The sequence below is a fragment of the Flavobacterium sp. genome (assembly GCF_027531705.1).
GTDB lineage: Bacteria > Bacteroidota > Bacteroidia > Flavobacteriales > Flavobacteriaceae > Flavobacterium.
In genome coordinates this window covers 130287-145004 of sequence record NZ_JAPZSP010000004.1, presented here as the reverse complement: position 1 = coordinate 145004, position 14718 = coordinate 130287, and the positions used below count along the sequence as shown (strand labels likewise).

General features: G+C 31.8%; 13 protein-coding genes. 3 read left to right on the top strand and 10 right to left on the bottom strand.

Going from position 1 to position 14718, the window contains the following annotated elements:
- Positions 1–66: 66 nt before the first annotated feature.
- The gene (gene nadD / locus O9267_RS01335) at positions 67–648 is read right to left on the bottom strand and encodes a nicotinate (nicotinamide) nucleotide adenylyltransferase (protein ID WP_298175344.1); all 582 of its coding nucleotides are present in this window, start codon (positions 646–648) and stop codon (positions 67–69) included.
- Positions 649–862: 214 nt separating this feature from the next.
- Between nadD and O9267_RS01330 the strand changes: the two genes are divergently transcribed.
- Positions 863–1426 carry a 5-formyltetrahydrofolate cyclo-ligase gene (locus O9267_RS01330; protein WP_298175343.1) on the top strand — a complete coding sequence of 188 codons (564 nt, stop codon included), beginning with the start codon at positions 863–865 and terminating at the stop codon, positions 1424–1426.
- Positions 1427–1429: 3 nt separating this feature from the next.
- On the opposite strand, the gene O9267_RS01325 is transcribed toward O9267_RS01330, so the two are convergent.
- The 8 genes from O9267_RS01325 to mutY all read right to left on the bottom strand — a co-directional run bounded on the left by O9267_RS01325 (position 1430) and on the right by mutY (position 11285).
- Positions 1430–2041 carry a lipoprotein signal peptidase gene (locus O9267_RS01325; protein ID WP_298175342.1) on the bottom strand — a complete coding sequence of 204 codons (612 nt, stop codon included), beginning with the start codon at positions 2039–2041 and terminating at the stop codon, positions 1430–1432.
- A gap of 112 nt (positions 2042–2153) precedes the next feature.
- A complete protein-coding gene (locus tag O9267_RS01320; protein WP_298175341.1) occupies positions 2154–2534 on the bottom strand; it encodes a TraR/DksA C4-type zinc finger protein in 381 nt (126 codons plus the stop codon).
- A gap of 7 nt (positions 2535–2541) precedes the next feature.
- Positions 2542–5943 (bottom strand): isoleucine--tRNA ligase, encoded by a 3402-nt coding sequence (gene ileS, locus O9267_RS01315; protein ID WP_298175340.1) that lies wholly within the window; start codon positions 5941–5943, stop codon positions 2542–2544.
- 121 nt (positions 5944–6064) lie between these two features.
- Positions 6065–6778, bottom strand: coding sequence for a DNA repair protein RecO (recO, locus tag O9267_RS01310; RefSeq protein ID WP_298175339.1), 714 nt, complete (start codon positions 6776–6778; stop codon positions 6065–6067).
- A 28-nt stretch (positions 6779–6806) separates the two neighbouring features.
- Complete coding sequence (locus tag O9267_RS01305; protein ID WP_298175338.1) at positions 6807–9098, bottom strand: two-component regulator propeller domain-containing protein; 2292 nt, start codon at positions 9096–9098, stop codon at positions 6807–6809.
- 88 nt (positions 9099–9186) lie between these two features.
- Complete coding sequence (gldD, locus tag O9267_RS01300) at positions 9187–9750, bottom strand: gliding motility lipoprotein GldD (RefSeq protein WP_298175337.1); 564 nt, start codon at positions 9748–9750, stop codon at positions 9187–9189.
- Between the two features lie 30 nt (positions 9751–9780).
- On the bottom strand, positions 9781–10200 hold the full coding sequence (gene ssb / locus O9267_RS01295; RefSeq protein WP_298175336.1) for a single-stranded DNA-binding protein: 420 nt from the start codon (positions 10198–10200) through the stop codon (positions 9781–9783).
- A 47-nt stretch (positions 10201–10247) separates the two neighbouring features.
- Positions 10248–11285: an A/G-specific adenine glycosylase gene (gene mutY / locus O9267_RS01290; RefSeq protein WP_298175335.1), complete on the bottom strand. Its 1038-nt coding sequence runs from the start codon at positions 11283–11285 to the stop codon at positions 10248–10250.
- 134 nt (positions 11286–11419) lie between these two features.
- On the opposite strand from mutY, the gene O9267_RS01285 reads away from it, so the two are divergent.
- Both O9267_RS01285 and O9267_RS01280 read left to right on the top strand, forming a co-directional pair.
- Positions 11420–11710: an HU family DNA-binding protein gene (locus tag O9267_RS01285; RefSeq protein ID WP_166333787.1), complete on the top strand. Its 291-nt coding sequence runs from the start codon at positions 11420–11422 to the stop codon at positions 11708–11710.
- A gap of 368 nt (positions 11711–12078) precedes the next feature.
- Positions 12079–13623: a ribonuclease E/G gene (locus O9267_RS01280; protein ID WP_298175334.1), complete on the top strand. Its 1545-nt coding sequence runs from the start codon at positions 12079–12081 to the stop codon at positions 13621–13623.
- Positions 13624–13687: 64 nt separating this feature from the next.
- On the opposite strand, the gene O9267_RS01275 is transcribed toward O9267_RS01280, so the two are convergent.
- Positions 13688–14650: an OmpA family protein gene (locus O9267_RS01275; RefSeq protein ID WP_298175333.1), complete on the bottom strand. Its 963-nt coding sequence runs from the start codon at positions 14648–14650 to the stop codon at positions 13688–13690.
- Positions 14651–14718: the final 68 nt, after the last annotated feature.

Here is a 14718-nt window from a genome sequence, read left to right as displayed (position 1 = left end):
AGTATTTTATTCAAATGTAAAAAAAATATCTATTTTAAATTAGTAATAGATGTTAAAAATAAATCTCTACTTCTTATAAAAATTATTATGATCCACATATTCCCAAACTTTTTCGGATAATAATGGTTTTATGTTTTTTTTGTTTTTGATATTTTCTCTAATAAAAGTTGATGATATTTCAACAATTGGAGCATCTATTTTGTGAATTCTTGGATGGTTTTTCAGGTCTAAATTTTCTGCTTCTTCCGAAATTCTCGGATAAATATAAATATTGTGATTTTCTAAAATGAATTCGTAATTTTTCCATTTATGAAGCGATTTCAGGTTGTCTTCGCCCATAATTAGGGAAAATTCATGTTGCGGAAATTTGTCTTTAAGATGCGCTAATGTATTTACGGTATAATTAGGTTGTGATAATTTGAATTCAATATCAGAAGGTTTGATTTTTGGATAATCTTGGGTTGCTAAAAAAACCAAATGCAATCGTTGGTAATCATCAAGTAAAGTGTTTTTTTGCTTCAGCGGATTGTGTGGCGTTACGACCATCCAAATTTGTTCTAAATCGGAATGTTCTGCCATGTGATTGGCGATAATCAAATGCCCAACGTGAATTGGGTTGAAAGTTCCAAAATAGAGTCCGATTTTCATTTTTGCTTAAATTGATTTTTTACACGAATGGCACAAATTTACACCAATTATTCACTGTTTCAATTTTACTAATTCAAAATTCGTGTAATCGGTTTAGTTTGATTACAATTTGTGTTAATTTGTGAAATTTGTGTCTTTTTTTCTACCAAAAATATAAAAATAGATTTGTATTAAAATGATTCTTTACTTTTGTTTGGAATAAGAAGTTCAAATCATGACAAAATCGGAGTTAAGAAAAAAATATAAGTCGTTGCGTGAGTCATTTTCTACCAACGAAATTGAAGAAAAAAGCCTTGCAATTGCCAATCATTTAGTAAAAATGAATGTTTGGAACAAAACCTATTTTCATTTATTTCTAACTATTGAAGAACAAAAAGAAGTTGATACTGAATTTATCCTGCAAGTTTTAGCTGGAAAAGACAAAGAAATTGTGGTTTCCAAAAGTGATTTTGCAACGTTTGAAATGACACATTATTTGCTAACCGATAACACCAAATTCAAAAAAAACAATTACAATATTCCAGAACCAATTGATGGAATTGAAGTGCCAGTTTCCAAAATTGAAGTAGTATTTGTTCCACTTTTAGCTTATGACCTAAACGGAAATAGAGTAGGCTATGGCAAAGGATTTTATGATAAGTTTTTATCCAAATGCAATCCTGAAACTATCAAAATTGGTTTATCTTTTTTTGAATCAGAAGAAACTATTGAAGATATTTCGGTTACAGATATCAAACTGGATTTTTGTGTAACTCCAAATGGTGTTATTTCTTTTTAAGAATTAATTTGCCCAATAATGTTTTTCTCCAAATGCTTTTTTATTGAAGAAAATTAAAATTCCGACACCTGTTGAAATAGCAAAATCGGCTACATTGAAAATAGCATTGAAAAAAGTAAACGGTTTTCCGCCCCAAACAGGAAGCCAGCTTGGTAAAGTTCCTTGCCAGATTGGGAAATAAAACATATCGACTACTTTTCCGTGAAACCAAGTTCCGTAGGGATTTGGATTGTTCAAAGTTGCTAATTGATGGTGACTGTCATTAAAAAGAACGCCATAAAAAACAGAATCAATAATATTTCCTAATGCACCAGCAAATATTAAAGCAATGGCAACCAATAAATAATTTGAGCCGTTATTTTGTTCTGCTTTCCATAACCAATAACCAATTGCAGAAACAGCAACTAAACGGAAAAGAGTTAAGAATAATTTTCCATATTCTCCAGGAATTTGTGTTCCCCAAGCCATTCCTTCATTTTCAATAAAAAGAATTTTAAACCAACTAAAAACTTCAACTTCTTCACCAAGAATGAAGTTGGTTTTGACAAATATTTTTGAAAATTGATCAATTAGTAATACTAAAACAATAAGGAAATAGGCTTTTGTAAGTCTCATTTATTTAAATTTGTGTGCAAAAGTAATTAAATTCCAAAAAAGAAATTCCAAATCCCAAAATTTTAAGAAAATAAATTGGAATTTGGAATTTTATAGTTGGGTTTTTAAAATATTATCGTTGCAAGTTTTTAGCTTCGATACTCATTGTTGCATGAGGAACGATTTTTAATCTTTCTTTTCCGATTAGTTTTCCGGTTACTTTACAAACTCCATAAGTTTTGTTTTCAACACGGAAAAGTGCATTTTTTAAATCACGAATAAATTTTTCTTGACGAATTGCTAAAGCCGAATTCGCTTCTTTACTCATCGTTTCACTTCCTTCTTCAAATGCTTTGAAAGTTGGCGATGTATCGTCAGTTCCATTATTTAAATCATTCATGTAAGCACTTTTGATTAATTCTAAATCGCTTTGTGCTTTCTCAATTTTATTTAAGATAATTTCTTTAAACTCTGCTAAATCGGCATCAGAGTATCTCATCATTTCTTCAATCATCTTTGTACTATTTTGAAATTAATATTCTTGTTTTTATCTCATCAAACTCAATTTCTATACCATTTTCTAAATTATCAGTAAAATTTAATTCTTCTGTTAATGTTTCGTCTTTGATATAGCTTTCGTTATTCTTTATTGCTTGTTCTAGTTCGCCACTACGTTGAATTTGAACTTTAATTTTATCTGTTACTTCAAAACCAGAATCTTTTCTTATGTTTTGAATTCTGTTTACCAATTCTCTTGCTATTCCTTCTTGTTTAAGTTCTTCAGAAATTGTGATGTCCAAAGCAACTGTAATTCCGTTAGAATTTGCAACCAACCAACCTGGAATATCTTGTGAAGATATTTCGACGTCTTGGGATGTTAAAGTTATACTATTTCCTGAAATAACAAGCGATAGCTCACCTTTAGCATCAATTTCGTTGATTTGTTCTTGTGAAAATTTTTGTATTTCACTAGAAATCAATCCCATATCCTTTCCAAAACGTGGTCCAAGTGCTTTAAAATTAGGCTTAATTTGCTTCACTAAAACACCCGATGCATCGTCTAAAAGTTCGATTTCTTTAACGTTTACTTCGGCTTTTATCAGGTCGGAAACCGCCTCGATTTCAGCACGTTGATTTTCGTCAAGTATAGGAATCATAACCTTTTGCAACGGTTGGCGCACTTTAATCATTTCCTTTTTTCGAAGCGATAAAACTAGTGACGAAACCGTTTGTGCTTTCATCATTTTGCTCTCTAACGATTTATCAACAAAGTTTTCAACCGAAATTGGAAATTTTGCCAAATGTACTGACTCAAATTCCTCTGAATGTGTTGCCTGCGTTAAATCTCTGTAAAGTTTGTCCATAAAAAATGGCGCTATCGGAGCCGAAAGTTTAGCCACATTCAACAAACAAGTGTAAAGCGTTTGATAAGCCGCAATTTTATCTGTTCCGTATTCGCCTTTCCAGAATCTTCTTCTGCACAAACGAACGTACCAGTTACTCAAGTTTTCCTGAACGAAATCAGAAATGGCTCTTGCCGCTTTTGTTGGTTCGTAATCAGCGTATGCTTCATCAACAGTTTTTATCAAAGTGTGTAATTCCGATAAAATCCAACGATCGATTTCAGGTCTTTCGTTTAATGGAATTTCTGCTTCTTCGTATTTGAAACCATCGATATTTGCATATAAACTAAAGAACGAATACGTGTTGTATAAAGTTCCGAAGAATTTTCTACGAACCTCAGCAACTCCTTCAATATCAAATTTCAAGTTATCCCATGGATTTGCATTCGAAATCATGTACCAACGTGTAGCATCCGGACCATATTCTGCCAAAGTCGTGAATGGATCAACAGCATTTCCTAGACGTTTTGACATTTTTTGTCCGTTTTTGTCTAGAACTAATCCGTTTGAAACTACATTTTTATAAGCAATTTTATCAAAAACTAACGTTCCAATAGCATGTAACGTATAGAACCAACCACGAGTTTGATCCACACCTTCTGCAATAAAATCAGCTGGAAATGCTTTGTTTTCGTCTATTAAATCTTTGTTTTCAAATGGATAATGCCATTGTGCATAAGGCATTGCACCTGAATCAAACCAAACATCAATTAAATCACTTTCACGTTTCATTAATTTTCCTGATGGCGAAACCAAAACGATGTTGTCAACCACATTTTTGTGTAAATCAACTAAATCATAATTTTCTTCACTCATATTTCCAACCACAAAACCTTTAAAAGGATTTTCTGATTGAAAACCAGCTGCGATTGATTTCTGAATTTCAGAATACAATTCTTCTACTGAACCAATTAGCATTTCTTCGGTTCCGTCTTCGGTTCTCCAGATTGGTAATGGAATTCCCCAATATCTTGAACGCGACAAATTCCAATCGTTGGCATTTTTCAACCAATTTCCGAAACGACCTTCACCTGTTGCTTTTGGCTTCCAGTTGATAGTTTCATTCAAATCGAACATTCTATCCTTGATTTCGGTTACTTTAATGAACCAAGAATCTAATGGATAATATAAAATTGGTTTGTCAGTTCTCCAACAATGTGGGTAACTGTGCACATATTTTTCAACTTTAAACGCCTTATTTTCTTCTTTTAATTGGATAGCAATTTCAACATCGGCAGAGCGTTCTGGAGCTTCGCCATCGTTGTAATATTCGTTTTTAACGTATTTTCCAGAATAATTTCCTAGACCTTGAATGAATTTACCTTGTAAATCAACTAAAGGAACAGGATTTCCGTTTTCATCTAAAACCAACATTGGCGGAACTTCTGGTGTTGCTTCTTTAGCCACTTTAGCATCATCTGCACCAAAAGTTGGAGCTGTGTGTACAATTCCAGTTCCATCTTCCGTAGTAACGAAATCACCCGAAATTACTCTGAAAGCATTTTCAGGATTTTGATATGGTAAAGCCAATTTCATTAATTGTTCGTAACGAATTCCAACTAAATCAGCACCTTTGAATTCTGCCAAGATTTGATATGGAATATTTTTATCACCTTCTTTGAAATTTTCAAAATCAGAAGGTTCAACAGAGACAAAAAATCCTTTTCCGAATTGTTTTCCGACAAGGTTTTTAGCTAAAATTACTTTTACAGGACGAAAAGTGTATTGATTGAAAGTTTCCACCAAAACATAATCGATTTTTGGACCAACAGTCAATGCTGTATTGGATGGTAAAGTCCAAGGAGTTGTAGTCCAAGCCAAAATGTGAACATCACCAAAACCTTGTAAAAAGTTAGGTAATGTTTCTGCTTTTGTTTTGAATTGTGCTACAACTGTTGTATCCGTAACATCTCTATAACTTCCTGGTTGGTTTACTTCATGCGAAGATAAACCAGTTCCAGCTTTTGGAGAATACGGTTGGATGGTGTATCCTTTGTAAAGTAAATCTTTGTTGTAAATTTGTTTCAACAACCACCAAACGGTTTCCATGTATTTGGATTTGTAAGTCACATATGGATCTTCCATATCAACCCAATAACCCATTTTTTCGGTCAAATCGTTCCACACGTCGGTATAACGCATAACGGTTCGTTTACACGCTTCGTTGTATTCTTCTACCGAAATGGTTTTTCCGATGTCTTCTTTGGTGATTCCTAATTCTTTTTCAGTTCCAAGTTCAACAGGCAAACCATGTGTATCCCAACCTGCTTTACGTTTTACTTGAAAACCTTTTTGAGTTTTATAGCGACAAAAAATATCTTTAATAGCACGAGCCATCACGTGGTGAATTCCAGGTAATCCGTTTGCCGAAGGTGGTCCTTCAAAAAACACATACGGTTGGTTTCCTTCACGCGAAGTTACACTTTGTTCAAAAACGTTGTTTTTCTTCCAAAAATCAAGAACTTCTGATGCTACTGTTGGCAAGTCAAGTCCTTTGTATTCAGTAAATTTTGTGCTCATTTTGTCGTATTCTTAAATCAGTTTGCGAAAGTAATGAATTTTGATAAAAGAGAATAGAAAATAGATAAAAGAGAATAGACTTTTGCCGAAAATTTAGAAAGAATTATGATTTTTTATCTTTTTAAGAAAAAACTTCCTTTAAAACGTCTAAAGATTTTGGTTTTTTGAATCCGTCAAGGTGAATGGAATAGTAATCTAATAAAATTTTTAGAAGGATTTGGCGTTCTATTCCAGCAAAAACTTTTTGATCTGAATCAAATTTTAAGTTGATTAATTTTTTAAATAAAAAAGTTTCGTGTTCCGATAGACAACTTATTCCTTGAAATGGCGAAAAAATTCCTTCGGTCATTTCAAAAAAATTAAAATCTATTTCTGAATTATCAGGATAAAAGCCTAAAAATTTTGTTGTTTCTAAAAGTAAAATTAGATGAAAATTGGATGTTTCTTCGTGAGTGTCTAACCAAATTAAAGCCGTTTCAAGAAAGGTAAATAAATCTTCGTTTTTTTCTTCTTCGTGAATACTATGGTGTAACATTTCGGACAAGAAAATAACAATGGTGCTTTTTACAATATCGGTATTTATGGTTTGATAAGCTGTGGATAGTTTTATTTCTTTAAAATGCTCTAAAGCACCTTTATTCTTATGATTGGCTTCAATTTCAAGAATCGTTAAAGGTTGAAAATACGCAATTTTTTGATTTGATTTTTTTCCAGAATAAGCACTTTGTACGAAGTAACTTTTTAATCCGTCGCTTTGTGTAAAACATTTTACAATCAAGCTTTTTTCTTGGAATTTTAGTGATGAGATTACTATAGCTTTGGTTTTTACCAACATTAGATTTTGGAAGTTTTCTTGTTGGAATTTATCGGATAATCATGACCTTTTTCACTTTGGTTTCTATGCCATCTTTTGCAGAAATAAATACCATATAAACTCCAGATGCTACTTTATATTTTCCAAATGCTGTTGTATCCCATTCTATTGTTCCGCCTTCAGATGTGGTTTCATATACTAAGTTCCCACCAATATCAGTTATTTTTACAGTTGCTTTATCTAATAAACCGCTAATTTTCACAGTTCCGTTAAATTCTGGGCGAACAGGATTTGGATAAATATATACGTTTTCAAGATTTTCACTTGCATCTGTTGCTGCTCCTTTATAGGAAACCATTCCTTTATCAGTTACAAGGAAAACTTCACCTGTTTTCATGTCTATTTCGATATCCATTACATTATTACTAGGCAACGGTGAATTTGAAATTGTAAAATGAGCTAGTTGGTTTTGCCCATCAGATGAGAACTTGAAGACACCTGCTGAGTTTGTTGCAATCCATTTATTATTTGAACCATCAACATAAATATCATTTATGAATTGTTCATAAAGTAGCTCTTGAGCTAAGCCATCTTCAAGGATAATTATTGGTTCAGAAATTATTTCATCATTGGAAATGAATTCATCAACACTTTGAACAACTTTAAGTCCTGCTCCTGTTCCTATCCAAAGTTTGTTATTATTATCAATTGCCAACGCTCTTACCCTCAATGAACCTAAAACATTAGTAGTACTGTTTTCAACAATGATTGTTTTATTATTATATTTTTCATTAAAAGCATAAACACCATTTTCTGAGGAAGCAACCCATTTTGTATTATTTTTATCAATTACTACAGCAGAATAATTATTTATTCTTGGTTGTAATGTATATGACTGCCAAGTGCCATTACTTTTAAGTGTAATTAATGGCTTTTCTACTAAACTACTTGTTAACCATAAATTACCGTCACTATCAAATTCAGATCCAAAAACTCTAACGTCATCTGGTACTTGACCGGGTATTGCTTGTAATCCACTAGTTCCGGTATTTGTAGCATTATATAAATTAGTGGCAACTTCATTTTCGAATTTCAAAAGCCCTGAATATGAGGAGCTTACAAATAATTGATTTGGGTTTTTAGGATTGTCAATTATTCTTGAGAGAGCCCTTGCGCCTAACATATCACTATAGGGTAGGTATGTCCAATTTTCATTTACAGAAAATTTGCTAATACCAAATTGAGCTAAACCACCGGCATATGCATATGGGTTGTAAGAAACGTCAAAGCCGCCATATACTGCCCATAAATAATCATCGGTTTTTGTTAGCCTAAAAATTTGATTTCTGTATGGTCCAGAAGGCATTGTATTTTCAAAATTCTGACCATCATTTACATTTGAAGAATAAATTCCATTTTCTCTAGTTCCAATAAATACTTTTTCGTCAATTACCGTTGCGCAAGAAAAAACAACGTTATTTTCAGCTGTGATTTGAGTACTGTTTATATTTAAAATCTGACTTAAATTAGAATTGTAAACATAGGCATGATTTTGAGTAGTTACTATCAGTTGATTGTCATTTACTCTAAAATCAACTGGATTTTGTGCTACAGAATTCTGATTAACAAATGCTCCACTTTGAAATTTTTGAATGTTTCCATTTAAAGTAATGGCGAGTAATTTATCTTCTAAAGTTGCAATGCCTTTCCACCCATTTCCATCCATTGTTGTCCATTGATTATAGTCATTAAGGTTAGAATTAGAAATCGATGCACTTCTAATCCCGAAGTTTTGAGTTGCTGCATATATTTTGTCTTCAAAAATAGCAGTTTGATTTACAATGATTTGATTTCCACCATTACCAATAAAATAAGTGTCTCCAAATTGAAGTGTTGCTAAATTATATTGAACAATTCCAAAATCGCATGAAACATAGAGAATACCTTGATATTCCATGAAATGATTTACCTTTTTTACATTTTGAGGGATTGATTTATTGATAATATCAACTACGTTTAGAACAGAGCCATCTATTTCGTTTCTTACAAGCATTAATCCATTTTCGTAACCAAAGATTGTTTTTTTGGATGTTTCACTGTGATACATTGCCGAAATTGTTTGCCCAGATAAACCGTCAATTGTATTGTAGGTTTTTATGTCACCATTTATATTGTTTTTGGTAAACAAAGCATTTTCGCTCGCAGCATATATTTTATCTGGACTTTCAGAAAGATCTTTAATTTCATTATAAGAAAAGTAGCCTTTCCATAACTGTTGACTTTGTGAGAAAACAGTTGAAAAAGCAAGTAGAAAAAGTAAAGCAAAAATATTTTTTTTCATTGAGCAAATGCAATTTTGGAATACAAATATAGTGTAAAACGAAAAATTTTGCTTTTTAATATAAGTGAAGAAGTTTTTGAGAACTATTTTACTTCCATTTTAATGATTCTAAAAGTCTGCGCATGTCGTTTTTCACATAACTTACCGCTGGATAAATAGAATCATAATTAGGTTTTGCATAAAAATAAACCGAGCAATCTACAAAGTTTTTTGTGCTATCAGTTGCATAAAATTGCGCATTTGTTGCTGCATTTCCGTTTACTTGATAAAACATTCCGTAAACTTTATTGTCTTCGTTCATAAACGGTTGATCGGTAATCGCGTCTGCTTTTATAACATGTTCGTAAGTAAGTTTTTGGGCATCACGAAGTAATAATTTCAAGTTATTGTTAATTGGCTTATAAGTTATATAAATGGTAGCCTTCATTTTGGGATAATTAATCTCAAAGTTACAAGGTGTTTTTTCTTTGATAACAGCTTCAGAATTCATGTCAAATGTAAACGGGCAACTGTTTTCAAAATGCACATATTCGGCTATTGGATAATCTAATCGCAAATGACTTGATGGTTTTGGTAAAACATCATCTTTGCAACCAAAAATCGAAAAAAAGACAATAGTTAGGACTAAAAAAGAAATGAGTTGTTTTAACATTATAAATTTTGAATAATCATGAAATGCGATTTAATATGGCATATCATTTTCTGGCAAATGTGAATCTTGATTGTTGTTTTTTAGTTCAGGAGTTTTATTAGAATCAGTATCTTTTTTAACAGTTAAAAAAGTAAATTCTGTTACTTGAATTTCAGTAGTATATTTAGTAGTTCCATCCTCAGCTTGCCATTGGCGAGATTTGATTCGGCCTTCAACATATATTTTATCGCCTTTTGATAAATATTTTTCGCATATTTCAGCGGCTTTATTTCTTACCACAAGATTATGCCATTCGGTAGATGTGATTTTTTCGTTAGTAGTTTTGTTTACATAAACTTCATTAGTCGCCAGCGGGAAACGACCTATACAATTGCCTCCTTCAAAATAGTGCATCTTTATATCATCGCCCAAATGGCCTATCAACATTACTTTATTCAACGTTCCGTGCATAATTCTTAGATTTTAGGAAAACCAAAAATACAATTTTTTATAGAAATCTACCAATGCTTTTCAATAAAATTATAAATCACTATTGGAAAAGGAAATTTTATTAGCTCATCAAGACTTATACTATTTGCAATTTTTCCATCAACTAAAACTTTCCAAAACTTGATATGCAATGTTTGATGTGATAACTTATGAAGAACTTCATTTTCATTAATTTCGGATATTGAAATGATTTTATTTTCTTTAAATAAAATTTCATTTACTTTTTTAGAAATAAATTTTATATCAACTTCATTATCGGTTTCTATTAATGGAAATTCATATAAATTATGCCAAATTCCTTTTTTATCTCTTTTCGAAATTATTGTTTTTTGGTCTTCATCTTCTACTATAATATAATTAAGGTAGCGATGTGTAATTTTTAAAGTTTTAATTTTCACAGGAAGTTGGCTAACTTTCTTTTTTTGCAAAGCCAAACAACTCGAATTCAAAACACATTTTGAGCAATCAGGATTTTGAGGCACACATTGTAACGCTCCAAATTCCATTATAGCTTGATTGAACAATGCTGGATTTTCTTTTGAAATTAATTCTGAAGCCAATTCAAAAAATTCCTTTTTAGCTTTTGGAAGCGCAATATTTGTTTCTATGTCAAAATAGCGCGCCAAAACTCTATAAACATTTCCATCAACAACTGGAATTACTTCATTGAATGAAAAAGAAGCAATTGCGGCAGCAGTATAATCGCCAACACCTTTCAATTTTAGTAATTCTTTAAAATTATTGGGAAAATTTCCAGCATAATCATTTGCTATAATTTTGGCAGTTGCATGCAAATTTCTTGCTCTCGAATAATAACCTAAGCCTTGCCAAAGTTTCAAAACTTCTTCTTCTGAAGCATTTGCCAAATCAAAAACAGTTGGAAAACGTTCAATAAATCTCAAAAAATAGGGCAATCCTTGAGCAACTCGCGTCTGTTGAAGCATGATTTCTGACAGCCAAATTTTGTATGGATTCGTTGTATTTCGCCATGGTAAATCGCGTTTATTTTGTAAATACCAAGCCGTTAATGAGTTACTAAATTGCATCTTTGTAAATTGATTGGCAAAAGTAAAAGTTTAGTTGATTAAATTTTAATGAATTAGGTTGATAATTTGTTTTTTTAATTTGTATATTTGCAACCTCAAAAAAAATTACACATAAATATTAAATACGAACGAAAATGACGAAAGCAGATATCGTAGCGAAAATTTCAGAAAAATTAGGTCTTGAAAAAGGAGATGTTCAAGCAACAGTTGAATCTTTTATGGAAGAAGTAAAAACTTCTTTAGAAACAGGTGATAATGTTTACTTAAGAGGATTTGGTAGCTTTATTATCAAAACTAGAGCGGAAAAAACAGGTAGAAATATTTCTAAAAATACTACTATCAAAATTCCTGCTCACAATATTCCTGCATTCAAACCAGCTAAAGTGTTTGTAGAAGGAGTAAAAACAAACAACGAAGCAAAATAACATAGTAATAATCACTAAAATCACCGAACATGCCAAGTGGTAAAAAAAGAAAAAGACATAAGGTAGCAACGCACAAACGTAAAAAAAGAGCGAGAGCTAACCGTCACAAAAAGAAAAAGTAGTTCTAAACTACTTTTTTCTTTTTAAACGTTCATTGAAAACGAAACTTAGTAAACAGTATTCAGTCACAGTAAGCAGTCTGTTAACTGAAAACTGCTACTGCTAACTAATTTTCTTCGGGTAAAGTACCTGTTAAAATTGTTTAATCCATCCCTATTGTTGATTTAGGAATAAGAATTTTTGATTTAGAAATTCCAAATCTCAAATTCCAAATTCCAAAATTAAGAGTTCGGATAAAAATTTACAGCGTGAATAAAGAACTAATTATTAGATCTAATTCAGAAACCGTAGATTTTGCCTTATTAAAAGATGGAAAACTAATTGAATTACATAAAGAAGAAGAAACAAGCAATTTTCAGGTTGGCGATATTTTTATTGCCAAAATAAGAAAACCAGTTGCGGGACTTAATGCTGCTTTTGTAAATGTTGGCTACGAAAAAGATGCCTTTTTACATTACCATGATTTAGGACCCAATTTAGCTTCTCAATTGAAATTCATAAAACTTGTAACTTCAGGTAAGCTTAAAGATGCGTCTTTAAAAACCTTTCAGTTTGAAAAAGAAATTGATAAAGATGGTGTAATCACTGATGTGTTTTGCGCTAATCAATCTATATTAGTACAAGTAGTTAAAGAACCGATATCAACCAAAGGACCAAGAATAAGTGCAGAACTTTCACTTGCAGGAAGATTTATCGTGTTAGTTCCATTCTCTGACAGAGTTTCTATTTCGCAAAAAATAGAAATAAAAGGAGAAAAAGATAGACTAAAAAAATTAGTTCAATCAATTAAACCAAAAGGATTTGGAGTTATTGTAAGAACAGTAGCCGAAGGCAAAACCACAGTAGAATTAGAAAAAGATTTGCAGAACCTACTTAGTAGATGGACTGCAATGTGTAAAAAATTACCAACTGCTCATCATCCGTCAAAAGTTTTAGGAGAGCTAAACAGAGCATCTTCTATTATTAGAGACGTTTTTAACGATACCTTTAGTGGTATTCAGATAGATGACGAAGAGTTGTACAACGAAACCAAGGACTATTTAGCAGAAATAGCTCCTGAAAAACAAAAAATAGTTAAGTTTTATCAATCCAAAGACACGCCTATTTTTGAGAAATACAATATTGAGAGACAAATCAAAACTTCATTTGGTAAAACAGTATCAATGAGTAAAGGAGCTTATCTTATTATTGAACATACCGAAGCTCTTCACGTAATAGACGTAAATAGTGGTAACCGTTCTAATAAAGCTACCAATCAAGAAGATACTGCCATGGAAGTAAACATGATTGCAGCAGCAGAAATCGCCAGACAACTACGTTTGCGTGATATGGGCGGCATCATCGTTATCGATTTTATCGATATGCAAAATCCAGAAAATAGAAAAGTCTTGTTCGATTTCTTGAGAGAAGAAATGAGCGACGATAAAGCCAAACACAAAATATTGCCTCCGAGCAAATTTGGTTTAGTACAAATTACTAGACAAAGAGTTCGACCAGAAGTAAATATAAAAACTAGAGAAGAAGATCCTAATAACGAAAATGGAGAAATTGAAGCTCCAATTTTGATAATAGATAAAATAGCTTCTGATTTAGAAAGAATATTGTTAGCCAACAAGAAAGTAACATTAAATGTTCATCCATTTGTGGCAGCATATCTTAAAAAAGGATTTCCATCATTACGTTCAAAATGGTTTTTTGAACATAAAAAATGGGTGAAAATAATACCTCGTGACGCTTACACGTATCTTGAATATCATTTTTTCGATAAAGAAGGAAATGAAATTAAAGAATAAATTAAAAAACCGCCTTTCGTAAGATTGGCGGTTTTTTTATGTTTAAAATTTAGCGAAAATCAAATTACAATTCATTCAACATTTTAGAAATTTCATCCAATTTTGGAGTTAGGATAATTTCAATTCTTCTGTTTTTTGCTTTACCTTCTGGTGTGTCATTTGATGCAATTGGTGCAAACTCACCACGACCAGCAGCCGTTAGGTTTTGTTTGTTTACGTTTTTGTTTTCTGTCAAAATGTTTACAATCGCTGTAGCACGTTTTGTAGATAAATCCCAGTTGTTTTCAACACCGCCAACAGCACCACCAAATTTGTCATTGTCTGTATGACCTTCAATTAAAACAGATAAATCTGGATTGTCTCCAAGTACTTTTGCAACAGCAACAACCGCTTTTTTCCCTTCGTCACCAACTGCCCAACTTCCTGTTTGGAACAATAATTTGTTTTCCATAGAAACATAAACTTTACCGTCTTTTTCGTGAACAGTAAGTCCTTTTCCGTCAAAAGCTTTTAGCGATTTGGTCAATGTTTCTTTAAGTTTTTTCATGCCAGCATCTTTGGTAGCAATCAAACTTTCTAATTCGCTCAAACGTTTTGCACTCGAATCTAATTCGGCTTTCAATTTGTCTAATCGTTCTTTTTCGGCAGAAAGCGTTTTTTCTTTTGCTTCTAATTGTGCCAATAACTCACGATTTTTGTTCATATTAGCTTGCAACGATTCGTCACTGTTTTTTTCTAAAGCTGAGTAAGAAGCTTGTAACGTTTTAAGATTTTTATCGGCAGCAGCATAATCTGCTAGCAATTTATCTCTTTCAGCTTTGGTTTTAGCCAATTCAGTTTTTAGATTATCACCATCTAAACCAAGTTGATTTTTAGATTTATTCAACTCATCGTTTTCATCGGCAAGTTTTCTATTTTCTTTTTTAAGTTCGGTAAATTTATTTTCTAAATCAGCATATATTTTTTTAGAAACACATGAAGTTGTTAAGGAAAGAACAAGCAATCCTAAAGAAATTTTCTTAATCATTTTTATTTGGGTTTAATTGTAAAACAAATTTACTTCAACAACCAATAGATTGAAATGGATTCTAATAT

What these genes read in the sequence shown, in the direction of transcription:
- nadD (WP_298175344.1), bottom strand. Translation starts at nt 648, where the DNA reads ATGAAAATCGGACTCTATTTTGGAACTTTCAACCCAATTCACGTTGGG.
- O9267_RS01330 (WP_298175343.1), top strand. Translation starts at nt 863, where the DNA reads ATGACAAAATCGGAGTTAAGAAAAAAATATAAGTCGTTGCGTGAGTCA.
- O9267_RS01325 (WP_298175342.1), bottom strand. Translation starts at nt 2,041, where the DNA reads ATGAGACTTACAAAAGCCTATTTCCTTATTGTTTTAGTATTACTAATT.
- O9267_RS01320 (WP_298175341.1), bottom strand. Translation starts at nt 2,534, where the DNA reads ATGATTGAAGAAATGATGAGATACTCTGATGCCGATTTAGCAGAGTTT.
- ileS (WP_298175340.1), bottom strand. Translation starts at nt 5,943, where the DNA reads ATGAGCACAAAATTTACTGAATACAAAGGACTTGACTTGCCAACAGTA.
- recO (WP_298175339.1), bottom strand. Translation starts at nt 6,778, where the DNA reads ATGTTGGTAAAAACCAAAGCTATAGTAATCTCATCACTAAAATTCCAA.
- O9267_RS01305 (WP_298175338.1), bottom strand. Translation starts at nt 9,098, where the DNA reads ATGAAAAAAAATATTTTTGCTTTACTTTTTCTACTTGCTTTTTCAACT.
- gldD (WP_298175337.1), bottom strand. Translation starts at nt 9,750, where the DNA reads ATGTTAAAACAACTCATTTCTTTTTTAGTCCTAACTATTGTCTTTTTT.
- ssb (WP_298175336.1), bottom strand. Translation starts at nt 10,200, where the DNA reads ATGCACGGAACGTTGAATAAAGTAATGTTGATAGGCCATTTGGGCGAT.
- mutY (WP_298175335.1), bottom strand. Translation starts at nt 11,285, where the DNA reads ATGCAATTTAGTAACTCATTAACGGCTTGGTATTTACAAAATAAACGC.
- O9267_RS01285 (WP_166333787.1), top strand. Translation starts at nt 11,420, where the DNA reads ATGACGAAAGCAGATATCGTAGCGAAAATTTCAGAAAAATTAGGTCTT.
- O9267_RS01275 (WP_298175333.1), bottom strand. Translation starts at nt 14,650, where the DNA reads ATGATTAAGAAAATTTCTTTAGGATTGCTTGTTCTTTCCTTAACAACT.